The sequence below is a fragment of the Paraburkholderia dipogonis genome, assembly GCF_042680985.1.
In the GTDB taxonomy this organism is placed as follows: Bacteria; Pseudomonadota; Gammaproteobacteria; order Burkholderiales; family Burkholderiaceae; genus Paraburkholderia; species Paraburkholderia phytofirmans.
Map to the genome: position 1 here is coordinate 89,211 of NZ_JBHUFR010000030.1, position 24,306 is coordinate 113,516.

The 24,306-nt window shown below is 62.0% G+C and carries 19 protein-coding genes; 12 read left to right on the forward strand and 7 right to left on the reverse strand.

Features of this window, described 5'->3' with window-relative positions:
* The first annotated feature begins 18 nt into the window (after window positions 1-18).
* On the forward strand, window positions 19-663 hold the full coding sequence (locus ACFSNN_RS32700) for a glutathione binding-like protein (protein ID WP_134464748.1): 645 nt from the start codon (window positions 19-21) through the stop codon (window positions 661-663).
* A gap of 79 nt (window positions 664-742) precedes the next feature.
* Here ACFSNN_RS32700 and ACFSNN_RS32705 read toward each other — a convergent pair whose 3' ends face one another.
* Together ACFSNN_RS32705 and ACFSNN_RS32710 are read right to left on the reverse strand one after the other, a co-directional pair.
* Entirely contained in the window at window positions 743-2,098 is a 1,356-nt protein-coding gene (locus ACFSNN_RS32705) for an epoxide hydrolase family protein (protein WP_134464746.1), read from the reverse strand.
* 322 nt (window positions 2,099-2,420) lie between these two features.
* Window positions 2,421-2,909, reverse strand: a complete 489-nt coding sequence (locus ACFSNN_RS32710; protein ID WP_134464744.1) for an Lrp/AsnC family transcriptional regulator — start codon at window positions 2,907-2,909, stop codon at window positions 2,421-2,423.
* 116 nt (window positions 2,910-3,025) lie between these two features.
* Here ACFSNN_RS32710 and ACFSNN_RS32715 point away from each other — a divergent pair, with 116 nt between their 5' ends.
* Window positions 3,026-4,057, forward strand: coding sequence for a histone deacetylase family protein (locus tag ACFSNN_RS32715; protein ID WP_134464742.1), 1,032 nt, complete (start codon window positions 3,026-3,028; stop codon window positions 4,055-4,057).
* A gap of 142 nt (window positions 4,058-4,199) precedes the next feature.
* The gene (locus ACFSNN_RS32720) at window positions 4,200-5,084 is read left to right on the forward strand and encodes a bifunctional helix-turn-helix transcriptional regulator/GNAT family N-acetyltransferase (RefSeq protein ID WP_134464740.1); all 885 of its coding nucleotides are present in this window, start codon (window positions 4,200-4,202) and stop codon (window positions 5,082-5,084) included.
* 200 nt (window positions 5,085-5,284) lie between these two features.
* Here the strand turns inward: ACFSNN_RS32720 and ACFSNN_RS32725 are convergent, their stop codons facing one another.
* Window positions 5,285-5,530, reverse strand: a complete 246-nt coding sequence (locus ACFSNN_RS32725; RefSeq protein ID WP_377689611.1) for a hypothetical protein — start codon at window positions 5,528-5,530, stop codon at window positions 5,285-5,287.
* Here ACFSNN_RS32725 and ACFSNN_RS32730 point away from each other — a divergent pair.
* Together ACFSNN_RS32730 and ACFSNN_RS32735 are read left to right on the forward strand one after the other, a co-directional pair.
* Entirely contained in the window at window positions 5,461-6,972 is a 1,512-nt protein-coding gene (locus ACFSNN_RS32730) for a sensor domain-containing diguanylate cyclase (RefSeq protein WP_134464738.1), read from the forward strand. The genes ACFSNN_RS32725 and ACFSNN_RS32730 overlap by 70 nt on opposite strands.
* A gap of 273 nt (window positions 6,973-7,245) precedes the next feature.
* Window positions 7,246-7,731, forward strand: a complete 486-nt coding sequence (locus ACFSNN_RS32735) for an aminoacyl-tRNA deacylase (RefSeq protein WP_134464736.1) — start codon at window positions 7,246-7,248, stop codon at window positions 7,729-7,731.
* 218 nt (window positions 7,732-7,949) lie between these two features.
* Here ACFSNN_RS32735 and ACFSNN_RS32740 read toward each other — a convergent pair whose 3' ends face one another.
* Window positions 7,950-9,500 (reverse strand): bifunctional AfsR/SARP family transcriptional regulator/alpha/beta hydrolase, encoded by a 1,551-nt coding sequence (locus ACFSNN_RS32740; RefSeq protein ID WP_134464734.1) that lies wholly within the window; start codon window positions 9,498-9,500, stop codon window positions 7,950-7,952.
* Between the two features lie 118 nt (window positions 9,501-9,618).
* Between ACFSNN_RS32740 and ACFSNN_RS32745 the strand changes: the two genes are divergently transcribed.
* Window positions 9,619-11,001, forward strand: a complete 1,383-nt coding sequence (locus ACFSNN_RS32745) for an FAD-dependent oxidoreductase (protein ID WP_134464732.1) — start codon at window positions 9,619-9,621, stop codon at window positions 10,999-11,001.
* Window positions 11,002-11,285: 284 nt separating this feature from the next.
* On the forward strand, window positions 11,286-11,600 hold the full coding sequence (locus ACFSNN_RS32750) for a DUF3303 domain-containing protein (protein ID WP_012426969.1): 315 nt from the start codon (window positions 11,286-11,288) through the stop codon (window positions 11,598-11,600).
* A 96-nt stretch (window positions 11,601-11,696) separates the two neighbouring features.
* Here the strand turns inward: ACFSNN_RS32750 and ACFSNN_RS32755 are convergent, their stop codons facing one another.
* On the reverse strand, window positions 11,697-12,824 hold the full coding sequence (locus ACFSNN_RS32755; protein ID WP_134464730.1) for a formylglycine-generating enzyme family protein: 1,128 nt from the start codon (window positions 12,822-12,824) through the stop codon (window positions 11,697-11,699).
* A gap of 56 nt (window positions 12,825-12,880) precedes the next feature.
* Entirely contained in the window at window positions 12,881-14,533 is a 1,653-nt protein-coding gene (locus ACFSNN_RS32760) for a sulfatase-like hydrolase/transferase (RefSeq protein WP_134464728.1), read from the reverse strand.
* A 371-nt stretch (window positions 14,534-14,904) separates the two neighbouring features.
* Here ACFSNN_RS32760 and ACFSNN_RS32765 point away from each other — a divergent pair, with 371 nt between their 5' ends.
* On the forward strand, window positions 14,905-16,605 hold the full coding sequence (locus ACFSNN_RS32765; protein WP_134464726.1) for an AMP-binding protein: 1,701 nt from the start codon (window positions 14,905-14,907) through the stop codon (window positions 16,603-16,605).
* A gap of 92 nt (window positions 16,606-16,697) precedes the next feature.
* Here ACFSNN_RS32765 and ACFSNN_RS32770 read toward each other — a convergent pair whose 3' ends face one another.
* Complete coding sequence (locus ACFSNN_RS32770; RefSeq protein ID WP_134464724.1) at window positions 16,698-19,400, reverse strand: winged helix-turn-helix domain-containing protein; 2,703 nt, start codon at window positions 19,398-19,400, stop codon at window positions 16,698-16,700.
* A gap of 184 nt (window positions 19,401-19,584) precedes the next feature.
* On the opposite strand from ACFSNN_RS32770, the gene ACFSNN_RS32775 reads away from it, so the two are divergent.
* The 4 genes from ACFSNN_RS32775 (at window position 19,585) to ACFSNN_RS32790 (ending at window position 24,299) form a co-directional block, all read left to right on the forward strand.
* Window positions 19,585-20,355 (forward strand): enoyl-CoA hydratase/isomerase family protein, encoded by a 771-nt coding sequence (locus ACFSNN_RS32775; protein WP_134464722.1) that lies wholly within the window; start codon window positions 19,585-19,587, stop codon window positions 20,353-20,355.
* Window positions 20,356-20,382: 27 nt separating this feature from the next.
* On the forward strand, window positions 20,383-21,624 hold the full coding sequence (locus ACFSNN_RS32780) for a thiolase family protein (protein ID WP_134464720.1): 1,242 nt from the start codon (window positions 20,383-20,385) through the stop codon (window positions 21,622-21,624).
* A gap of 26 nt (window positions 21,625-21,650) precedes the next feature.
* A complete protein-coding gene (locus ACFSNN_RS32785) occupies window positions 21,651-22,793 on the forward strand; it encodes an acyl-CoA dehydrogenase family protein (protein ID WP_134464718.1) in 1,143 nt (380 codons plus the stop codon).
* A gap of 324 nt (window positions 22,794-23,117) precedes the next feature.
* Window positions 23,118-24,299: a lipid-transfer protein gene (locus ACFSNN_RS32790; protein WP_134464716.1), complete on the forward strand. Its 1,182-nt coding sequence runs from the start codon at window positions 23,118-23,120 to the stop codon at window positions 24,297-24,299.
* Window positions 24,300-24,306 lie beyond the last annotated feature (7 nt).

The window sequence follows — 24,306 nt, forward strand, 5'->3', positions numbered from 1 at the left end:
ACGACCGGAGATATCAGCATGCAGCTTTACTTCTCGCCGCTCGCCTGTTCGCTTGCCACACGGATTGCGCTCTACGAAGCCAACGCCGACGCGCAGTTCATCGAAGTCGATACGAAGTCGAAGCAGTTGCGTGACGGCTCCGATTTTTACCCCATCAACCCGTTGGGGCAGGTACCTGTCTTGCGTACCGACGACGGTTGGCTGCTCAGGGAAAATACCGCGATCCTGCCGTACGTCGCCGACGCATTTCCGGCAGCGCAGCTCGCGCCGGCAGTCGGAACCGCGGAGCGCGCGAAGTTGCAGGAATGGTTGGGCTTCATCAGCACCGAACTGCATAAAGGCGTATTCGTGCCGCTGCTCGATCCGCATGCGCCGGCCGATGTGCAGATCTACACGCGCAAGAAAGTCAGCCTCCGGCTCGGCGTGCTCGAAGAACATTTGCGCGGGCGGGAATTTCTCATCGAGCATTTCACGGTGGCGGATGCTTATCTCGTCACCGTCCTCAATTGGGCGCAGCACAGCGGTGTCGACCTTGCCGAGTGGCCTTCCGTTGCGGCGTACTACAAGCGAACGGTGCATCGTCCGCAGGTCGCAAAGGCATTGGCCGAAGAGGTGGCGCTTTTTGTCGAGGAACAGGCTCGGCGGCGTGTGAATGCTGTGTGAGGATGTGGCCGCTTCATACGCCGAACCCGGACCCTCGCTGCTCGTTGCGATTAGTGGGCCGGGTCCGGCAGGCTCTCATTTATGTCCGCAGCGGCCTCAACCCCACGCGGACCTCTTCGGCGAATAGTTGCGGTTGCTCCCACGCCGCGAAGTGTCCGCCTTTGTCGAGCCTGTTGTAATAGATCAGATTGTGATACGCCCGCTCTGTCCAACTGCGCGGCGCCTGATAGTTCTCGCGAGGAAAGACGCTGATCGCAGCAGGCACGGATACGTCGGCGGCGGCCAGGAAGTTGAAGTGCGACTCCCAGTAGAAACGCGCTGCGGAAATTCCCGTATTCGTCAACCAGTAGAGTGTGATGTCGTCGAGTACGTTGTTGCGCGTCAAGTCGCCAGTGGATTCCCCGTTGACCGGGTGCCCGAACACCGCCGAGGTCAATGCCGCCGCCGGCTGCTCATACCCGTCCCCGTGATCGAGAAGCCAGCTCGCGAGGCCGACGGGAGAGTCCGACAGTCCAGTGAGCGTTTGCGGGCGTGTGCCCATCTCCAGTGCGTACGCGCGTCGCTTCATGGCCGCTGAACTCAGTTGCTCGTAAGCGTGCTTTTCGTCGGCGGAGAGGTTGGCGGGCGGTGGATCGCCAGCCTGGAGCGCCTTGGCGATTTCGGGCGGAAGCGTCGCGGGGAAATTGACATGGATGCCTAACAATTCAGGCGGCGCCTGCTTGCCCATGACGTTGCAGACAATGCCACCCAGATCGCCACCTTGCGCGGCGAATTTTTCGTATCCAAGGCGCTTCATTAAAACGACCCATGCTCGCGCGGTACGCTCCGGACCCCACCCGGTCGTGGTCGGCTTGCCTGAAAATCCATAGCCCGGCAAAGACGGGATGACCAGATGAAACGCATCGGACGCACTTGCGCCATAGGCGGTCGGATCGGTCAGCGGACCGATGATCTTGAACTGCTCGATCACCGAGCCTGGCCACCCATGCGTGACGATGAGCGGCATCGCATTTTCATGTTTCGAACGGACGTGAATGAAATGAATATCGAGTCCGTCGATCTCGGTCACGAAATTCGGCAACGAGTTGAGCTTCGCTTCGCACTTTCGCCAGTCGTAATCGGTCGACCAATGGCGCGCGAGTTCCTGAATCATCGCGAGCGGCACGCCTTGCGAATTGTCGGTGACGGTCTCCCGATCAGGCCATCTCGTCGCCTTGATGCGCCGGCGCAGGTCGATGAGTTGCGAATCCGGCACATGCACGCGAAGCGGGCGAATGGCGGTCTTGTCGCTGCCCGTCGCCGGGGCAACTTCAGTAATGGCTTGATTCGTTTCGGCAAACGCGAGCTGGCTCAATGAGCCGGCAGCGACGGCCGCCGCTGCCGCGCTGACAAAACGGCGGCGCGAGAGCGATTGGGGAGGGAGCTTGTCTGACATAAATTCTCCGATCGGCGATGAAGCCAGGCTTACCCATCAACGACGACATGATTTAACGATTTCACGCGCCGTCGCGAGGCGGTGTTCGACGTAGGGTGGACGTATTGGAGCGTGCGGAGGTATCACGCATGTGTCGGAGAAGGGCGGGTTTTGTATGCGCAGGTGTCGCTGCATCCGGGAGATACGTTGCGATACAAAGTGGGCCGTGTAGGAGAAACTCAGTCGCGCCTCACGGTAGGGACGTAACGGACTGAACCCGATTGCGTCCCGGCCGTTTTGTGTCATGGAGCGCGGCGTGAAGATGTTTATCCAGCGGATCTTTTCAGGCGTCAGGAATTGGAACCCGGGACGAAAACTTCACCTCGCGTAGCGCAAGACTCGACTGTATCGACGCGATGCCCGGCTGCCGCCGTAGCACCCGCTCGACAAATTCACCGTATGCATCCAGATCAGCGGTGACCACCTGCAGAATGTAGTCCGCATCGCCTGTGATCTTGTGGCACGAGAGAACTTCCGGTCGACCGCGGATAACGGCTTCGAAGTTGTCCGCGGTTTTGTCCGAGTGCACATTGAACCGGAGATGCACGAACGCAAGAAGATTCAGGCCGACCGCGCGCCGGTCGATGTTCGCCTGGTAACCGGTAATCACACCTTCGTCTTCCAGATGCTTGCGCCGTCTCCAGCATGGCGTGACGCTCAGCGAGAGCTTCTCCCCGAGTGCGGCATTCGATACGGCACCATCGTCCTGAAGCAGGCGCAACATCGAGCGGTCGATTGCGTCCATTTCTAATTTTGGACGATTTGTGCTCATTTTTTGCTCCTGTTAGACAAATTTACCAAAATACTAGGCTTTTCCGCATTCAAAAGCAAAACCGATGCGGCAAGCGCTCGATAAACTGTTGGCTATCTTCAACGCGGTAGACAATCATGCTCACCATCTACAGTAGCGATCATCGCTTGCATCATGGGGTCGAACTCAAGGACGGCGCCATCTCCGATTCCTTCGAGAAGCCCCTGCGCGCCGAGACGGTACTTGCGCAAGTGAGGGCAACCGGACTCGGCGATGTCATCAGCCCGAAGGCCTACACGCGAGCGGACTATGCAGGCGCGCACAGCCAGCGGTACGTCGACTTTCTGGCAGGAGCGTGGCACGAGTGGCTGGCGACCGGCAGAACCTGTCAGGCGCTGCCGCTCGTCTGGCCCGTGAGGGGATTGCCGGGTAATGAGTTGCCCGAGTTCATCGATGGCAAGCTCGGCTTCTTTTCGATGGACGCCGGTTCCCCCATCAACGCGGGTACGTGGGCCGCGATCAGTTCCAGCGCCAACTCGGCATTGACCGGCATGGACGCGCTGGCGAGCGGCGCGCGCGCCGCATTCGCGCTGTGCCGTCCGCCCGGCCACCACGCCGGCCGTGAATACATGGGCGGCTATTGTTATCTGAACAATGCGGCGATTGCGGCCCAGCATTGCATCGATGGCGGCGCAAAGCGCGTAGCCGTTCTCGACATCGACTTCCATCACGGCAACGGCACGCAGGACATCTTCTACGATCGACCGGATGTTCTATTCGTATCGACTCACGGCGATCCAACGGTCTCCTATCCATATTTCTCGGGGCATGCCGACGAGCGTGGCGTTGGCGCCGGAGAGGGGTTCAATCTGAACCTCCCGCTTCCGAGGGGAACGGCCTGGGAAGCCTTCGAGCACGCGTTGCGCCACGCCGGCGCGGTGATCGGGCGGCATGCACCCGACGCTCTGGTCATTTCTCTCGGGGTCGACACGTTCGAAGACGACCCTATCAGCCACTTCCGCTTGCGCACGCCAGACTACCTGCGCATCGGCGAAGCGATAGCAAGCCTTGACGTCCCCACGCTTTTCGTCATGGAGGGCGGTTACATGGTCGATGAGATTGGAATCAACGCGGTTAACGTTCTGTTGGGCTTTGAAGGCAGAGCCTGATGTCGTTCTACCGATTCGTCGCGGCGCAATCTGCCTGTCGCCTGCGCACAAGGAGCTAAAAGCATGACGCGATATGTCGATGTGAAAGATGTTTCCCGACTCCAGGTTGACGGAATCCATATCTCTGACTAAAGTCAGAGATATGGACGCATCCGACATTCTCCAGGTTCGTAGCTTTAACCGCGTAGTCGCCGAAAGCATTGGCGCTATCGACGATCATTTCCTCGGCCGGGGCCGCCAGATGGGCGAATCGCGCCTACTATGGGAGATCGGAGCCGAAGGCGCGGACATTCGTACCCTTCGCGCGCGGCTAAATCTTGATTCAGGCTATATCAGCCGCACGTTGGCGTCTCTTGAACGGCAAAAACTTGTCGCTGTCCTCGCCCATCCTGACGACCGCCGGGTACGCCGGGCTTGTCTGACTCAGAAGGGCCTCATGGAAAGGGCCGAACTCGAACGGCTGTCCGACGCGGTCGCGCTACGCGCGCTCGAACCGCTCGGCGATGAGCAGCGCCGCAGACTGGTCGCAGCGATGTCAGAGGTCGAGCGTTTGCTGCAGGCATCTCTTGTGCGTTTTGCGGTTGAACAGCCGGATAGCGACGACGCGCGGTGGTGCTTCGAACAGTATTTCAACGAACTTGATGAGCGCTTTGACGCCGGATTCGACCCGTCCATGAGCCTGTCGGCGGACGCCCATGAACTGACGCCGCCGGAAGGCGCGTTGATTGTGGCGCGACTGCATGGAAGGCCGGTCGGCTGCGTCGCGCTGAAGTTTCATAAGAAGTCTCCGGCCGAACTCAAAAGGATGTGGGTGAGTCCCTCCGCTCGCGGGATGGGTGTAGGCCGCCGGTTGATCGTCGAGGCGGAGAGACGCGCCCGTCAGGCCAAAGCGCGCGTTATTCGGCTGGAAACAAATCGAACTTTGCGCGAGGCGATTTCGCTATACCGGCAGTGTGGATACGTCGAAGTCGAGGCGTTCAGCGCGGAACCGTATGCCCATCACTGGTTTGAAAAGCGACTGGTCTAAGATGCTGGCCGTTCGATAAACGCGGCGCGTTGTGATTCTCGGATACCATAGCGATCGGTCGCAATGAAAGTACTCCCAATCGCGACCGCTGCCTCATGCGGGTAAACTCAGTCGGCCCAGCCGTCCAGCCGGCGGTGACCCGGCGCGTGCCGCCTCGAATATTCGAAAAGGCGAGAATGCGTCTTTGGCTTTCCATTGAATTACTCAAGTAATGATTTTGTCAGACCCTGGGCGGCGATAATCGCATTCATTTCAGCGGTTGCATGCTTCGAGAGGAATAGCGTTAGCCGGTTAATCGCCTGGCAGCATTCGCTGCCCCCAAGAGCCCGGCGATGTTGTTTCAGGCCGTGTGTATGAATTCGTTTCATGAGGCTCCATGCGTTCGTCACTACCGCTTTTTGTGCGGCGATCCATTTCGTCATCCGCGTCGCGGGTATTGTCGCCATCTGGCGTGATCGTTTGTGGCGTTCTGCTGATACTGTTCACGTGCAGTCTTTGCGCGTGGGTGCTTTTCGAGTCGCGTAAAGATGCCTACAACCGCGCTGTGGAAAACGCACGGAATCTGATGCTGGTTATCGAGCGGGACATCGCTCGCAACATCGAACTCTACGATCTGTCGCTGCAGGCGGTGGTGGAAGGAGTTGCGGATCCGCAGGTGATGGCGCTCCCCGCGAAGATCCGCAACGGGGTGCTGTTCGACCGCGCCGCTTCGGGCAAGTACCTCGGCTCCATCTTCGTGATGAATGAGCGTGGGGACATCACCCTGGACTCCGGATTCTTACCGGCGCGAGCGGGCAATTTCAGCGATCGTGACTATTTCCGCTTTCACCGCGATAGCGCCAATACCGGCCTCTACATCAGCAAGCCCTACGCGTCACGACTGCGGGACGGGGCGCTCACGATTGCCCTGAGCCGTCGGATTGCGCATCCGGACGGCTCGTTCGGCGGTGTCGTGGTCGGCACGCTAAGCGTCGACTATTTTCGCGCTTTGCTGGACGGCCTGTCCGTGGGGCAGCGCGGCACCGCGGCAGTGATCGAGACTAACGGCGCCATGATCACGCGTTTGCCCTACGATCCGAAGGTGGTCGGGCGCGACATCCAGAACGCTCCGGTTTTCATTCAGGCAATGTCGACGAACGAAGGTGCCTTCATGGGCACCGCCTCGATCGATGGAATCCGCAGGCTCTACGTGTACAAGCATTTGCCCGGGCTTCCCATCATCGTCGACGTGGCGCCTGCGGAGAGCGACGTTTACGCTGAATGGCGACGCCGGGCCTTGCGCCTCGAGATCGTGATGGCGGTGTTCAGCATCATTCTCGGGACGGGATCCTTGCTGCTGTCGCGCGAACTACGGCGGCGGCAGCGTGCGGAATCGAAACTGCAGCACCTGGCGCGTACGGACGCGCTCACGGGGTTGAGCAATCGCGGCACCTTCGACGATACGCTGCAAAAGGAGTGGCAACGAGCCAATCGCTCGGGCCGTCCGCTCTCGTTGCTGTTCATCGACATCGATCAGTTCAAGGCTTACAACGACTACTATGGCCACCAGGCGGGCGACGAAGTGCTGAGAGCCGTTGCCCAGTGTGTGGGCCTGTGCGTTCTACGATCCGCGGACCAGGTGGCCCGATATGGCGGCGAGGAGTTCGTGGTGACTCTTCCGGATACCGACGCGACCGGCGCTACAAATGTCGCCGAAACCATTCGGCGCGCCGTATTCGATCTGAATCTCGAGCACGTCCAAAGCCGGTATGGCCGGGTGACCGTGAGCATCGGCCTGGTGACCTCCGACGAGCGGGTCGCCCACGATGGCGCAACGCTGGTGAACATGGCCGACTCGGCCCTATATGAAGCGAAGTCAACCGGACGTAACCGGATCTGCGAGGCGTAGAAAAGCGATCTCATCCGCGGATCGGCATAACCAGGTCGGGCCGCATACCGCCTGGCAATACGGCGCCTGATTCAGGACGAGTCAGGCATCGAGATTTGCATTTGAATGGCCGCTATGACCGTATCAAAGCCGATCTATCTTCATTCGAAATCAACTCAACAACTTTGCAGACAGACGCTGCCGTGCGCATGTTTCTCACGCGCTAGCGAAAGCGAACTATTCTTAAAGGATCTTGCGAAAGCATTTCCGGTCTGCTTCCAGTGGAGGTGTGTCATGTCAATGTCAGCCACGCTCCAGGACTGCCTGCGCAGCAAAGGCTCGCAGTACGAAATCGTGCATCATCCGTACAGTCATTCCAGCGTCGAAACCGCGTCGGCAGCGCATATTCCCGGCGATCGCCTCGCCAAGACAGTGCTTTTCGAAGACGAGCATGGCTATGTGGCAACGGTGTTGCCGTCGACCTACGCGGTGCGGCTGTCCGAGCTTTGGGCAAAGACCGGACGCCACCTCCTGCTAGCCAAGGAGACCGATTTGCGGGAGTTGTTCAAGGATTGCGACGCGGGAGCGCTCCCGCCGGTTTGTACGGCCTACGGCATGCAAACCTATCTCGACGAGAGCCTCGCCCTGCAGCCCGACGTGTATTTCGAGGCCGGCGACCATGAAGCGCTGATTCACATGGGCACGGATCAATTCCTGGATTTGATGGACCGAGCCGAGCGGATACGCTTCGCCCGGCGCATGCAGGGTATGCCGATGTGACTGGCGTGGTTTGCGCAGTGCCGCATAAGGCGCGCTGCGTCAAACACTGCATGTGCGGTCCGTCTCCCGAAGCATGCGATTTGGCGGTGCAAAACGCCGGTGCGCTGCACGAAGGCACACATGAATATCGGGCCATTCGCGCGCAGTCGATGTGGCTTATTCCCTCTGAACCGCGCTCTGCGCGAACGGACGTCTTGTGCCGCATCTGCTGGTCGCGATTACCCAGCGAGACTGCCGACAAATTGCCTGATGTGATCGAGGACGGGTTGCTGATCGCCCGCGAAGGCCCAATGATCGGCGCCGTCGAGTTCGACGAATCGCGCCTGCGCGATATGGCTGGCGAGATGTCGGCCCGCGCCGATGCGAACGGCGCGATCGTCGTGACGATGCAGCACCAGGGTCGGCACGGAAATTCGGCCCAGCAGATGCCGCACATCCATGTCGCGCAAAGCCTCGAGCACACCCTTGATGGCGCCCGGGCTCGACGCGGCCCGCAGCAAGCCGGCCCACCAGGTTCTTGCCTGTGGGTCGCCCGACAGGCTCGGCGCGAATGTCTCGATGCCCGTGGGGCCGCCCCAGGCTGCGATGAGTTGCTGCAGCCAGATGTCGTACTGACTGGCGTGAAGTGCGTGAGGATAGTCGCGCGTTGCGGTTCCCTTCGCCAACGAAGCAAACAGAATGAGACCTGCGACCCGACAGGGGTGATCGACGGCAAACCTGATGCATGCCGGTCCGCCTTCTGACGCGCCGAACAGCACGACCCTCCGGCTGCAGGCGGCATTCAGCACGGTGCCGATGTCCTGCGCGGTCGCGTCGACGGCCGGGTTGAACCCGACCCGGTCGGACAGCCCGACGCCGCGTCGATCGAGCAGGATGAGGCGGCCCATCCCGGCAAGAGAGGAGAGGAAGGCCCGGCAGCGAGGCTCCTCCCACACTCGTTCGACGTGAGACACGAAACCGGGCAGCACCAGCACATCGATGCGGCCGGCGCCGTAGGTCTGGTACGCGAGATGGACGCCGCCACCGCTGACGTAGCGCGTCGACGGCGGGTCCTCGAAGGGCAACGCCGCGCCGGCATCGAGCAGGGCGAGGGTCTCGGATTCGGGCGCCACATCGAGCTCGTCGCGAAGCCGTTGGGTCAGGGCCGCGAGGTGCCGCTGGGCCGTGGCCCGGTCTCCGGCGAGCATAAGATTGCGGACGAGGTGCCGCCCGTACACTTCGCTGAACGGATCGAGCTCGACAAGACGGCCGGCGTGCGCGGCTGCGGCCGTGTAGTCGCCGGCGGCGTTCTTGTCGTGCACAACTCGCTCGAGTGCCTGGATCGCCCGGCTTCGCAAAGCCTCCCTGCGAAAAAAAGCCCACTCGTCGAACTGCGGGCAGTCGCCGGGCGAAAAACCCTCGAGAAAGTCGCCGGAATAATGGCGGCACGCCCGCTCGAAGTCGCCACGATCGCAGGCTTGCTCGAACAGTTGGGAATCCACTTGCAGACTGATCGCCGCCGACCATCGGACGGTTGACCGGTCTGTCGCGAGAACCTCGTCGCCGAGCGTGTGCTGGAGGCGATGCAACAGACGCCGCAGCCGCGCCCGTACAACCTCGTCGCCGCCTTCGGGCCACAACATCGCGGCGACGGCATCGCGCGCGACCGGGCCATTCGCTTCGGCCAGGTAGACCAGCAGGGCCAGGCCTTTGCGCAAGGGCAACGGGCAGAGCCGGCCGTCGCGGCGGATCTCCGGAAAGCCAAGCGTCCGCAGGCTGAACAGAGCCATGGCGAGTCGACTCTCAATGATGGCGTCCGGGGGACGCTCAGGGGACGAGGCAATCCTACCATTCCATGTAAGCGATGGTCACCGGACGCATCGCGTTGGATTGAACTGGAGAATTGCCATGAAGAACCTGGGCGAACATGCAATCGTGATCGGCGCCAGCATGGGCGGGCTCCTCGCCGCCCGCGTCTTGTCGGATTTCTTCACCACCGTCACCGTGCTCGAACGCGATGGGCTTGCGGCAACTGACCTGCCGCGCAAGGGGGTGCCGCAAGGCCGTCATACCCATGGGCTCCTTGCGCGCGGCAGCGCGATACTCGACGAATTCTTCCCCGGATATAACAACGAGGTTGTCGCGCAAAGCAACGGGTTGATCGGCGATGTCGCCAATGACGTGATCTGGATTGGCCGCAACGTCAGGCTTGCCAACGGCGCGAGCGACCTGACCGGTCTGCTGGCGAGCCGCCCCGTGCTCGAAGGTCATTTGCGCCGGCGGCTGTCGGGGTTGACGAACGTGCGCGTCGTGGAAAATTGCGCTGTTCGAGGTCTTGCCACCGACCCCGCTCGCAGATGCGTGACCGGTGTGCGCGCATGTGTCGAGGGCAGGACCGAAGAGACCATCGAGGCGGATCTTGTCGTCGATGCGACTGGCCGTGGCTCATCCAGTGCGCCGTGGCTCGAGGAGCTCGGCTACCCGTCGCCCGCCAAGGAGGAGGTCGAGATCGGCATCTGCTATATGACCCGTACCTATCGACGCCGGCCGACTGATCTCGACGGTAAGCACGGTATCGTTGTCGCCGGGAGTGCGCCGAACTGGCGCAACGGCGTCGTGCTTGCGCAGGAAAACGATAGCTGGATCGTCAGCACCGGCGGTTTTCTCGGCGACGATGCACCCGGCAACGACCCCGGCTTTCTCGCCTATCTGGCGACGCTGCCGACCATGGAGATTCACGACCTGGTCGCAAGAGCGGAGCCGCTCACCGACTACAGGCGCTATCGCTATGTCTCCAATCTGCGTCGGCGGTACGAGAAGCTCGCACGCTTCCCGCGAAATTATCTGGTTTTCGGCGATGCCATCTGCAGCTTCAACCCTGTCTACGGCCAGGGCATGACGGTCGCGGCGGAGGAAGCGCTGGCGCTGCAGCGATGCCTGCGCACGGGTTCGCAAGATCTTGCGCGCCGATTCTTCAGGGCGGCCGCGAAGATCGTCGATATTCCGTGGGACATCGCGGTGGGCAACGACCTCCGCCATCCACAAGTCAAAGGCGCGCGCCCGCCGATGCTGCGTTTCATCAACTGGTATATCGGCAAGCTTCACCGTGCCGCCACGCGCGACAGCACGCTGGCGATTGCGTTTCTGAAGGTCGTCAATCTGACGACGCCGCCGGCGTCGCTGCTCAGCCCTGCGATCGCCTGGCGGGTCTGGCAGGGCAACCGGAGGGCCACGCTACCGGTTGCCTCGCCTGCCATCGAAGCAGCGCGGCGCAATAGCGCGTCGTCTTGAGCTGGCGCCGGCGCGTTGCGTGCCTGGTCGATAGTAGCGGTGAATAGCAGGTAATTGGCCGTGAACCACCGCTCGCAGTGACATCTCCCTCGAATGTCTTTTGCCGTGAACTAAGCTACTTTAAACATGTAAAACGACCCTCACTGACCGCTTCGAAGCGGCACATAAGACGGGCAACAGCAATGGGCATTCGTCGCCGCTGCTCCAGTTGTGGTTTGCTGATTCGCTAGCCCGACCAAACGGCGAGCTTTCTGGCGACATCGATATGTAGAAGGAGGATGGCCATGAAGTACATCATTAGCTGGTTCGAACGCACACAAGGTTCGCCTTTGGAGTACGAGAATGCGCAGAAGCGAATCCTTGATGTCTTTGGTCAGTGGAAAGCGCCAGAGAACTTCAAGATTGAATTTTTCGTGGTGCGTGTCGGGGAGTGGGGTGGCCACATGCTGGTCGACTGCGACGATCCGTTGGCGGTTCACAAGGTTTGCTCGACATTCCCCGCATTTGAATTTCGGGCGCACCCCGTTGTTGCCGTCGAGGACGCAGTCCGGGTTGAACTCGAAGCGATCGCCTGGCGTGATGGGTTGAAAAGTAAATGAGATCCGGGAGGACCTTGTCGCCTTCGCAGCAAGTGAACCCGAGACACCGTTTTCTTTTTCGAGGTGCCCGGAATCCAGGCAGGCACCAGCGTCACCTCAATGGCGCGACTTCCGCTTCCACTCGTCTTCGTCCATCGCCAGCCGGAAGCCGAGATGCGACATGCCATTCATCGGGTCCGTGCCGCGGCGCGCGCTGGTTCGGTAGCTGATGCAGTAAGTTTCACTGCACAGGAACGAACCGCCGCGCGTCACGCGTTCAGGAGCCGCGGCGGTCGGACCGTTGTCGGGATCGTAGCTCGAGGCCGGGCCGTGAGGATCGCTAACCACCTGTCCGGACGCCGCCTCGACGCGAAACGCGTCCGCGCGATACCAGTCGGCGACCCATTGCCAGACGTTGCCAGCCATGTCGTAGAGACCATAGCCGTTCGGCGCGAAACTGCCCACCACGCTCGTCCCCACTTGAACCTTCTCGTGGTTGTCACGGTCCGTAGTGACGGGGAACGGGCGGGCTGCATCGTCCCAGGTGTTCGCCATCTTTTTGCCGGCTGGCGCGAACTCGTTGCCCCACGCATAATCGGCCTGCTCGAGGCCGCCGCGTGCCGCGTACTCCCATTCTGCTTCGGTCGGCAGCCGCTTGTGCGCCCAGTGCGCATAAGCGAGCGCATCCTCGTAGGAGACCTGCACGACGGGATGATGATCCATGCCGGCGATGCTGCTGCCCGGTCCACCCGGATGCCGCCAATTGGCGCCGGGCACGAATTTCCACCAGCGCGAGTAGTCGTTCAGCGCGATGGGCGCGTCGCTGCCGGTGAAGACGAGGCCGCCGGGGACGAGCGTGTCGTCGGCGGGGCGCGGTGTGCCGGGCGGCAACTGAACCGCCAGATCTTCCCAGCGCGGCTTGCGTTCGGCTGTCGTGACATAGCCGGTCGCGGCGACGAAACGCGCGAATTCCATGTTGGTGACATCGTAGCGGTCGATCCAGTAGCCATGAACCTTCACCTCGTGCGCGGGCCGCTCGTTGGGCAGTGCGCGCGGATGCTCGCTGCCCATCATGAAATCGCCGCCCGCGATCCACACCATGTCTTTCGGCCCGGCCACGCCGTCGCCGACGGCAAGCGGTGCGGGGCCCTTGACGTGCTCATACGCGGCGAGAGCGGTGCCGGCGATGACAAGAGCGATCGCGACCGCGGCCGCCCCGTACCAATGCTTGTTCGCTAACTTCATTGCTGTTTCCAATGCCAGAAGCGCCGACATCGGACGGGACGTCGGCGCGGTCAAGCCTACTTCAGCGAGGCCTGGGTTTTCGGGGGGTATTTCTTGAGCACCTGCTGATAGCGGGCGAACTCCATCACGAGCGGCACGCTGACCGGAATATGGCGGATCGCGATCGACTCCTCTTCCTTGGGATCCGTGTAGAGGTTGAAGACCAGCGCGGTCCACGCATTGCCGAGCATTCCCGAGAAGCCGCCGTTGTAGCCTTTCTGCGTGACGGCGTCGGGAAGCTGAAACTTCTTCATGAGCTTGAACTCGTCGACGCGCACAGCCGAAAGCTCGTCGTTCCAGAAGTAAAAAACGCTGCGCCGGTTGGAGACGCCTTTGTCGGCGAGCAGGAACGAGGTCTGGTCGATGCCGTCGAGATAGGTCGTTGCCGGGACCAGCTTCGCGATGCCCGCGCCCGGCGTACCGGACAGCGCCACCGACGTGTTGAACATGTCGGCGAAGTCGAACAGGCCGTCCGAGCGGCCCGGTTCGATCATTCCCTTCCAGTAGACGAAGAACGGCGAGCGCACCGCGCCTTCCCAGGTCGAGCCCTTGCCGCCGCGGAACATCGAGCGGGCAGCCGGCTGCACCTCCTGCTCGGGGCCGTTATCCGATGCGAAGAAGACGATCGTGTTGTCCAGCTCGCCGTTCGCCTGCAGCGTGTCGATCAGCTTTTTGAATATGTCGTTGACCTGCACGATGCAGTCGCCATAGTTCGTGCGTGCTGCCGAACGTCCGCTGTAGTATTCGTTCGGATAGTTGTCGAAGTGGCAGGCACGCGGAGCGTAGTACAGGAAGAACGGCTTGGTGGCGTTCTTCTGCCGGTCGAGGAAGCCGACTGTGTAGTCGAGCCACTTGGTATCGAGATCCTTGATGGTGTCGGTGTTGATCTCGTACAGGCTTTCGATCTGGCCGCCCTTGACGGCGTGCACGTCGCTCTTGTTGAACGGCAGATTGAGGATGTAGCGATAACGCTGCGGGCTCAGTGCGATCTCCGGGTTGTATTGCGGGTCGCGCCACTCGGTGTACATGTCGGACACGGAGAGAAAGCCGCGGAAGTCGTCAAAGCCGACGTTCTGCGGCTGCGAGCCGGAGTTTTCGCCCATGTGCCACTTGCCGACGGCCTGCGTCGTGTAGCCGGCGCGCGAGAGCAACTGCGGCAACGTCGTCAATCCTGCGAGGCCGCCCGGCTGGCCGTACATGGGTGGAATCTGGATGCCATGGTGGGCCATGTTCTGGCCGGTCATGATGGTGGCGCGGGTCGGCGAACAGCTCGGCTGCGAGTACGCCGAACTCAGGATAAGACTCTGATTCGCGATGCGGTCGATGTCGGGCGTGGCGTTGCCCACCGCCTCGCCGCCGCCGTTGAAGCCGAAATCGCTATAGCCGACGTCGTCGAGCAGGAAGATCACGACGTTGGGGCGCTTGCCGGTTTTCTTCTGCAGGGCTTCCAGCTTGCGGACGGCCTCCTGCTGCTGATCCGCGTGCGCGATGGCCGGTTCCATATTGTCCGCGAGCTTGACCGTGCGGGCCGCCAGATACTGATTAGGCTGGTCATAACCCGCCAGCCCCGGCTGCTTCGTGGGTTCGGTGATCGTCTGCGCGCCGGCCAGGTGCGAGATGGCCAGCGCCGCTCCTGCCGCCAGAAGCAAGGCTGGGATGATACGTTTCATGTCGTCTCCTTCCATGGTGGAGATGGGCGGCGACGGTACGGTTGACGGCCGCAGGACGAATCATGGTCTGAACACCGCTCGAGCTGCCGTCGGGTTCGCACGATAGACGCCAACATTGCCTCGAACGCGCCGGTCCATCATGGGCGCAATATTCGTGTCGGCGTGCCGCGCAGTCACCCCTAATTACGGGGGGGAGAATTTGTTGCCCGGATCGCTTATCGTGCCTTACCCTGCATCTGAATGTTGCATAGAGAAAAGGCGCTGGTCGATGCGGCGGTTCGCGGCGGACTTGAGGCGCCGGCAACCGGCGGCCCGGAAAGGTGCAACTGCCGGCATGGCGCCGGACCGCAGAAAAATATATGGAGACTGAGATGAGCGGTACGAATTCGGACACCCTGATTCATCGCTTTGTGCACTGGGAGCGTGTGCAGCCTGATACACCCTACCTCATCGAGTCGATGCCGGGCGGACAGGTCGTCGAGTACACCTGGCAGGAGGTCGGCGATCAGGCCCGGCGCATGGCTGGGTATTTGCAGTCGTTGCAACTGCCGCCGCGCAGTGCGATCTCGATAGTCGGGAAAAATAGCGCGCACTGGATCATCGCGGATCTGGCGATCTGGATGGCCGGTCACTTCTCCGTACCACTCTACACAACGATCAACGCGGACACCGCGCAGTACATCTTCGAGCACTGCGACGTTCGTTTGCTGTTCGTCGGCAAGCTTGACGGCAAGACCGACGGCTGGAATGAGATTCGCAAAGCAGTGCCGCCGCATGTGCGGTTGATTGGCTTGCCCATGTCGCCCGTGCCGGAGGCTCTTCACTGGGACGATATCGTCGCGAGCCAGGCGCCGTTGCGAGACATTCACCTGCCGGCTCCGGGCGAACTGGCGACCATCATCTACACATCGGGCACCACCGGCCGTCCCAAGGGCGTCCTGCACAGCTTCGGGACGATCTTTGCCTATGCGGCGCAGGCAGGTGAATTCTGCGGCTTCACTCCGGCAGACCGTGTTCTGTCCTATCTGCCGCTCGCACATACGGCCGAGCGTTCGTTCGTCGAATCGAACTCGCTTTGCCACGGTTTCCAGGTTTTCTTCAACGATAGTCTTGCTACCTTCGTTCAGGACTTGCATCGCGCGCGGCCGACCGTATTCATTTCAATGCCGCGACTGTGGACCAAGTTCTATCAGGGCGTCTGCGCGAAACTACCCGCGAGCCAGCAGTCCTTGCTTGACACGGCGAGCCCCGAAGCCACGGTCATCAAGCAGCAGATCCTCACGATGCTCGGGCTCGACGCGACAAGGATCGCCTTTACCGGCTCCGCGCCGCTGCCTGAGGAAATCACGAACTGGTATCGCATGCTCGGCCTGGAGTTACTGGACGTATACGGCATGACGGAGAACTTCTCGTACTCGCATTACAGCCGTCCGGGGCAAGTGCGGTCGGGCTATTCCGGCCAGGCCATGCCGGGTGTCGAATGCCGGATTGCCGGCAATGGCGAGATTCTGCTCAAGGCGCCGACCATGATGCTCGGCTACTACAGGGAGCCGGATTTGACCGCGCAAAGCATGACCGAGGACGGCTTCTTCAAAACCGGCGATTGCGGCGAACTTGACGAACTCGGCCGTTTGAAAATTACAGGGCGGGTGAAAGAAAACTTCAAAACCAGCAAGGGGAAATATGTGGCTCCCGCGCCCATCGAGAACAAGCTGAGTCATCCAAAAGTTGAAGCCGTGTGCGCGACGGGGCCGGGGCTCGCCCAGCCGTTCGCGCTGTTGATGCTGTCAGCCGCCGCGCGAGGCGAGCTTCAGAACGCGCCTGCGTACGATGCCTTGCGTGCCGATCTGCGCGGCATGCTCGACAAGGTCAACGACACGCTTGAAGATCACGAAAAGCTCGCCTTCGCCGTGGTCGTCGCGGATTCCTGGACGTCCGACAATGGCTTGCTCACGCCAACCATGAAGATCAGGCGCGGCGCGATCGAGAAACGTTATTTGCCGATGGCCCAGGCGTGGGCTGAACTCGGACAACCCGTCATATTCGAAACGCAGTCCGTCGAGACGCAATGATCCATTAACAAAGAGGGTATCCGCTATGGCCGATACCCGATATCTCCGGTTCGATCATGCGCGCCGGTCTGGGCAGACCGGACGGATCGAAGCTAGCGGATCAGCTCCTGCTTGCGAGCCCAGACCATCGCGTCATAGCGGCTCGACACGCCGAGTTTGCTGAAAATATTGCGCAGATTCCACTTCACCGTCTCGATCGTAATGTCGAGCGCGAGGGCAATGCGTTTGTTCGACATCGCCTGGCCGACGAGACTTAGAATCTCGAGCTCGCGCTGAGTGAGCACGGGCTGCAGTTTCGATGCGCCCGTACGGCGCGCATTGCCTGCCAGCCCCTCGGAAATCGCGCTGTCCGGAAACTTCTCGAGCAGGCCCGTTGCATACTGCAGCGTTGCTCCCTCCAGCTTGCCCTCGCGCACCATCTTTGCGAGCAACCTGCCGGCGGCCGCGCCTTCATCCACAAAGGTACGCACGAGACCCAAGCGCTGCGCTGCCTCCACGGCGCGGGCGAAGCATGCCTGCGCGTCGTCGTCGCTGCGTTGCTCGGCGAAGACGATGGCCGATAGCAGATCCGCAAGTGCGGCAAGCCTGCCCCGGCCAAATGCCTCGGCATGGCGGCGGGTGATTTGCAGTGCCCGCAGCGCTTCCTCAGGTTGGTCGTGGCGCAACACGCGCGCCCGCGCGAGTGCTGCAATTGCAGGAATTTCCGCCTTGGAGCCTTGTTCGGCGGCATGAGCCTCGGCGATTTCATCGAGTAGCGTCAGCGTTTCGAGCGCGCCCGCGTGGTCGTGTTTGAGGAGCAGGATTTTGACCTGTTCGGCCAGCATGTGCGCGACCGCGCGGATCTGGCGCATGCTGCGCAGGTGTGCGGTCTGCTGCTGCACGAAGTCGAGCGCCGCGTCGGCGCTTTCCTGAAGCAGGTCGAGACGCGCCCGGCAGAGCGACGTGTGAATCAATACGTCGGGGCCGGAAGAATGAAGCAGGCCGCGACGGTTGGCAATGGTTTCGCGGGCCACGTCGATGCGGTCGAGTTCATAACAGGCATCGGCCAGCACGCTCGCGCAAATGTTGGCGCTGATCGAATGGCGGCCCACCGCCTGCACGGAACGGGTGAGCAGGCCCGCGCTCTCGCGTTCCGCCTCGCGCGCATTGCCTTCGAGCAGTATCGTCGACGCACGGGTCGCCTGTGCGACGAGCGCCATGTCGTTGTTGCGCTCGGCCGGCGGGACTGGGTGCAGATTGAAGAGGCGCCGCGCTTCAGTAAAGCGGCCCGCCGCGGCGTAGGCCGCGCACAGTTCGGCGACCAGCAGATACTGCAGAAAGGGATTGTCGAACGTGTCGCCGCGATGGGGTTCGAGCAGCTCGATCATGCGTTGCGTGTCGTCGTGCTGGAACGCGATGGCGGCATGAACCAGCGGCAGGCTGCTGGCGATCTCCGGGTCCGCCGACGCCGCGGTTGCCTGCAGGTGCGCGAGCCATGCCTTCGCCTTGGCCGGGCGTGTGGTGAGCGCGACCGTCAGGCATGCGATGAACAGCAGCCGTTGATGGCTAAGCAGGGTTTGTTCCGGCAACCGTTCAAGCAGATGGAGCGTGGGGCCGAGATATTCGACGCTCCACGTGGCTGGCGCCGCGCGCTCGATGACCGACGCGGCAAACTCGACGTCTTCGCCCGCGCTCGCGTGGCGTACCGCTTCGGCGAGCAGCCCGTGCGCGGCGAACCAGCGGCTCGCGCGCCGATGCAAGTCGCGCACGGCATCGCCTTCACGACGCGCGAGGCGGGTTGCAAGGAACTCCCCGAAAAGCGGATGAAAGCGATACCACGCGGTCCGGTCGTCCGAGTCGACGCGGGTGATCAGCAGGTTCTCGTCTTCCATGCGTTCGAGCAGATCGGCGGCGCGTTCGTTGCCGGTGACCTCACGGGCAAGTGGCGCGCTGAAGCGGCGAAAGATCGAGAGCGCTACGGCGAATTCGGACAGCTCGGCGGGAAGCTGCGCCATGACCTCTTCGCTCAGATAAGCCTGCAGGTCGCTGGAGCGCCAGATCAGGTCGCCGAGCGCGGCCCGCGCATCGGGCCGGTTTCTGAGCATGATGATGATGAGCTGGATGCACGACGGCCATCCGCCAGTCAGTTCGTGAATGAGCGTGAGTTCGTCGGCGTTGATCTTGCCGGGGCCGAGGTTTTCATCGACAAAGCTGCGTGTCTCCGCGAGATCGAAGGGCAGACCGTCGCTGTCCAGTTCGACGATCTGGTCCATCATCCGCAGGCGGCTCAGGCTCAGCGGCGGCGTGAGGCGCGAGCCGATCACGAAATGCAGATTGCCTGGCCCCTGATCGACCAGTTTCTGCATGAACTTGTGCGCGAGCGGCGCCTCGACGTACTGATAGTCGTCGATCATCAGGTACAGCTCTTTGGGCAATCCGACCGCCGCTTCGACGATGGCCGCAATGGCTGCATCCATGGCCGCTGCGCCGGCTACTTCGAGCGACAGGTCCGTCGCCACCGAAATGCCGATGCGCTGCATCGCGGCGAACAGTGCAGTGGAGAAATCGGCGTAGCCCTTGTCGTCGGCAGTGAGCGCGAGCCACGCGACCTCGGCGGACGCCTTCAGGCAAACCTTGCGCCATTGCGCGAGCAGCGTTGTCTTGCCATAACCCGCGCTGCCGGTGACGAGCGACAACCGGCAATGACGCTTGCGTTGCAATTGCGCAAGCAGATCCACGCGAGTGATGTACTTCGCGCCGATACGCGGCGGGGAAAACTTGGTGGAAACGAGATGTTTGGGCGTCGGTGTATTCAAGGCGTGACCCAGTCCGGGCGATACGGCATGTGAAGGCGGGTGCTGAACACCGTTATCTGCACCTTCGCAAATATGTGCCTGCGGGTGGCCCCCTCACAACGAGGGGTGCTATCCGAAGTTGCGAAAACTAACTTACCACAACCGAAGCGGCGATCACATTCGTTCGCAAGATTCCGGAGGGGAGATGAGTTATTCGCATGTAGTGGTGGACTCGGTCGGCTGGTTGACGTTGGACCGTCCCGCAGCCATGAACAGTTTGAATCGTGAGATGACGACGGGCCTGATCGCGCAGTTGAATGCGTGGCGCAACGACGATGCCGTACGGGTCCTGGTCGTAACCGGCAACGGCCGCGCTTTCTGCGCCGGTGCCGACCTGATCGAGGCCGCCGAGGCCGCGCAGCCAGGCAAGCGGGAATTCCTGGAACTGATTGTCGAGTTTTTCGACACGCTGCGCGCGTTCCCGAAGCCGGTGATCGCCGCGGTCAACGGCCTTGCGCTGGCGGGCGGTCTCGAAGTGGTGCTCGCGTGCGACGTGGTGCTCGCCGCCGAGTCGGCGCGTCTTGGCGACGCGCACTCGAATTTCGGCGTTTTCCCTGGTGCCGGCGGCGCCGCGATTCTGCCGCGCAAAGTACCGGCGAACGTTGCGCGCTACCTGCTTTTCACGGGCGACGCGATGAGCGCCGCCGAGCTCAAGGGCTACGGCCTCGTCAACGAGGTACTGGCCGACGCGGATCTCAGGCCTCGCGCTCAGGCGCTCGCCCACAAGTTCGCGAAGAAGAGTCCGCTCGTGCTGGCGCGTATGAAGCGCGTGGCCAACGAGACCGCCGACAAATCGGCAGCGGACGCACTGCGCCATGAGTTGCTGGAGCTGCGCAACCATCAGCGCTCATACGACGTTCAGGAAGGCTTGCGCGCATTTGCGGAAAAGCGCGAACCGCAGTTCAAGGGCTGCTGAACTCTACACGAAGCTATCGGATACACAATGGAAAACATCTACATCGTCGGCATGGGCATGACCCCGTTCGGTCGTCATCTCGACAAATCGGTCAAGCAGCTTACGGCCTGGGCGGTCGAAGACGCACTGAAGGACTCGGGCTGTGAGCGCGGCTGGGTCGAAGCGGCCTATTTCGGCAACACGACGCAGGGTCACATGCAGGGCCAGCACATGATCCGTGGCCAGGTGTCGCTGATCCCGCTCGGCTTCGGCGGTATTCCAATCCACAACATCGAAAGCGCGTGCGCGTCGGCAAGCAGCGCATTTCACCTCGCCGTGACGCAGCTGCGCGCGGGCATGGCGGACGTCGTGCTGGCCGTTGGCGCGGAGAAGATGTACTCGAGCGACAAGGCGCGTATGTTCTCCGTGTTCGACTCCGCATGGGACATCGAAACGGCCGAAGCCAACGTGGCGCAGATGGTCGAATTGGGCAAAGGCGTTACGGTGCCGCAGGGCACGCAGTCCGACAAGCCGTACAGCGTATTCATGGATGTCTATGCCGGCATCGGCCGCCAGCTGATGTCGCGCTACGGCATCACGCAGCGCCAGTTCGCCGCCGTGTCGTCGAAGAATCACGGTCATTCGGTGCACAACGAGCGCTCGCAATATCGCAAGCCGATGTCGATCGACGAGATTCTCGCGGCGCCGCCGATCACGTTTCCGCTTACGTTGCCGATGTGCTCGCCGATTTCCGATGGCGCCGCCGCCGCGATCCTGTGCACGGAATCCGCGATGAAGCGATATGGCTTCGACCGCAATCGTGCGGTGCGCGTGCTTGCGACGATCGTGCGCTCTGCCTCGGCGCGCGCAGGCGAGGATCTCGCCAACCACATCACGGTTCATGCGGCGAAGCTCGCCTATGAAGAAGCCGGCATCGGGCCCGAAGACATCAATGTAGCCGAACTGCACGACGCGTCGTCGATCGGCGAAATCGCGCTGTGCGAGAACCTTGGCCTGTGCAAGCCGGGCGAGAGCGGCGTGATGGCCGAGCGCGGCGAGAGCACGATTGGCGGGCGTCTGCCGATCAACCCGTCGGGCGGCCTCGAATCGAAGGGACATCCGATAGGCGCGACGGGCCTCGGACAGATCTTCGAGCTGGTCGGGCAACTGCGCGGCGAATGCGGTCCGCGCCAGGTCGAAGGCGCTCGCTTCGCGATCCAGGGCAACGGCGGCGGGCTGTGGGGTGTGGAAGAGAGCATCGACCACATCGGCATCTTCGGTCGCGCCTAACCAGAACCATTCAGGGAATACATACCATGCCGTATCAACTGCCCACGGAAGAGCAGAACCTCGCCGTCGAGAGCTTTCGGAAGTTTCTGCAAGCGGAAGTCAAACCTGTTGCCAAGGAGTATCGCGACCGCTTCATTCCGAAAGAAAAGATGCGCGAGCTCACGGAGCGAATCGCCGATTTCGGTCTGCCTGGCTGCACCATCCCTGCTGAATACGGCGGCATGGGCTGGTCGTTCACCACCCAGGGCATGCTTTTCGAGGAACTCGTGGCCTGCTCGTGCGATATCGCGCTGTGCGTCATGCTCAACATGGGCCTCGCGGCCATGCTGACCAACGCCCGGCCGGAAGTGCGCGAGCGCTATATGCCCGGCGTGCTGGCCGGCAAGATCTTCGGCTCGATCGGCATCAGCGAGCCGGACGTGGGCTCGAATGTGGCTGAACTGAGAACGCGCGCAGTGCGCGACGGCGACCACTTCATCGTCAATGGCGAAAAGACCTGGATCACCAACGGCGTCTATTCCGACGTACTGATCTGCACCGTGCGCGGCGAAAAAGGTCTCTCGCACATCCTCATCGACCGCAAGGAGCATGGCTACGAGTCGCGCAACATCGACAAGATCGCGCTCGGGTCGCAGTCCACCGCGCAGATCTTCATCACCGATGCTCGCGTGCCGGCCGCCAACGTGATCGGCGAGGAAGGAGAAGGGCTGCGCAATACGATGAAGGTCTTCGAGAACGCGCGCGCGCACGTGGGCACGCTCTCGGTCGGGATCATGCGCGCCGCGCTGGAGGAGTCCATCGCCTATGCGAAGGAGCGCAAGCAGTTCGGCAAGGTGATCGCGGCGCATCAGCTGATCGCGGCGAAGCTCGCCGACATGGCGATCATGGTCGACGCGTCGCGCCTGATGTGTCAGCGCGTGTTCGGCCTGATCGACGCGGGCGTTCGTTGCGACATGCAGGCTTCGATGGCCAAGGCGTTCGCCACTGAAGCCGCCGTCAAGGTGTGCCGGGACGCCGTGCAACTGCACGGCGGCAACGGGATCACGAAGGAGTTCAACGTCGAGCGTCTGTTGCGCGAAGCGATCATCATCCCGATCCCGGATGGCACGACGGAGATCCAACAGCTCATCATTTCGCGCGCGCTGACCGGAGTGGCGGCGTTCGTTTGACGGGGGAGTGCGTGGCCGGCAGCTTTTGCGCCGGCCTGTTCTGTGGCTCTTCGCGCATTCGCGTGAAGAGCCTTCTTTCTTTTTTGGGTCGCGTTCTTTTTTGCTGTAGCAGATGGACATCTGCTCGACTATTCGGGCAAAGTTGATGATCACTTCGTCGATCTCCGCGAGACGTTTGCCGGGCGCGGGCAGACCTCGGGTGGTCCGCGCCGACGCGAAGCACGCACCCCTTGAAAGGAGGGGTGTCGGCCCTGCAGCCGTCTGCCTATGATGAGTCAGTGCTGATCGATCCGATCAGCGATCACAACAACTGAAGGAGATCGTATGACGCGCAATGTCGTCGTCGCGGGCGTGGGGATGGTCCCGTTCCGGAAGCCTGGTGCCAGCGAAACTTATGACCTGATGGGCGCCGAGGCGGCGCGCCTCGCGCTGACCGATGCCGGAGTCGCTTATCGGGCGATCCAGCAGGCGTACGCGTGCTTTGTCTATGGCGATTCGACCGCTGGTCAGCGCGCGCTTTACCACGTCGGCATGACCGGCCTGCCGATCATCAACGTCAACAACAATTGCTCCACCGGTTCGACGGGGCTCTTCCTCGCGCGCCAGGCAATCGAAGCCGGCGCGCTCGACGTCGTGCTCGTACTCGGCTTCGAGCAGATGAATCCGGGCGCACTCGGCAGCTATTTCAACGACCGGCCGCTGCCTTCCGAACTGTTTCTCAAACAGTGCGACCGCCTCGGCGTGCCGCCTGAAATTGCGCCGGCCCTACGCATTTTCGGCGGCGCGGGCATGGAGCACATGAAGCGCTTCGGCACACCGCTCGAAAGCTTCGCGAAGATTCGCGCGAAGGCGAGCCGTCACGCGGCCAACAACCCGCACGCGGTGTTCCGCAAGGTAGTCACAACCGAAGACGTGATGGCCGACCAGGTCATGTGGCCTGGCGTAATGACGCGCATGATGGCTTGCCCGCCGACTTGCGGCGCGGCTGCCGCCGTGCTGTGCAGCGAGGATTACGCGAAGAAGCACGGCCTCGACACGCGCGTGTGGATCGCCGCCCAGGCGCTGACGACGGACGGCCCCGAATCGCTCGAAGGGGACGACTTGCGTGACGTAGCCGGCTTCAGCATGGCGAGAAACGCGGCGCGCCAAGTGTACGAGGCCGCGGGCATCGGCGCCGAAGACGTGAACGTGATCGAACTGCACGATTGCTTCGCGCACAACGAACTGATTACCTATGAAGCGCTCGGACTGTGCCCGGATGGCGGCGCGGCGAAATTCATCGACGACGGCGACAACACCTACGGCGGGCGCTATATCGTCAATCCGTCGGGCGGCCTGCTTTCGAAAGGACACCCGCTCGGTGCGACGGGTCTCGCGCAATGCACGGAACTGGTTCAGCAATTGCGCGGCACAGCCGCTGAGCGGCAGGTCGAAGGCGCGCGCGTTGCCTTGCAGCACAACGTGGGCATCGGCGGTGCGTGCGTGGTGACCATGTACCGCAACTGACCAGGAG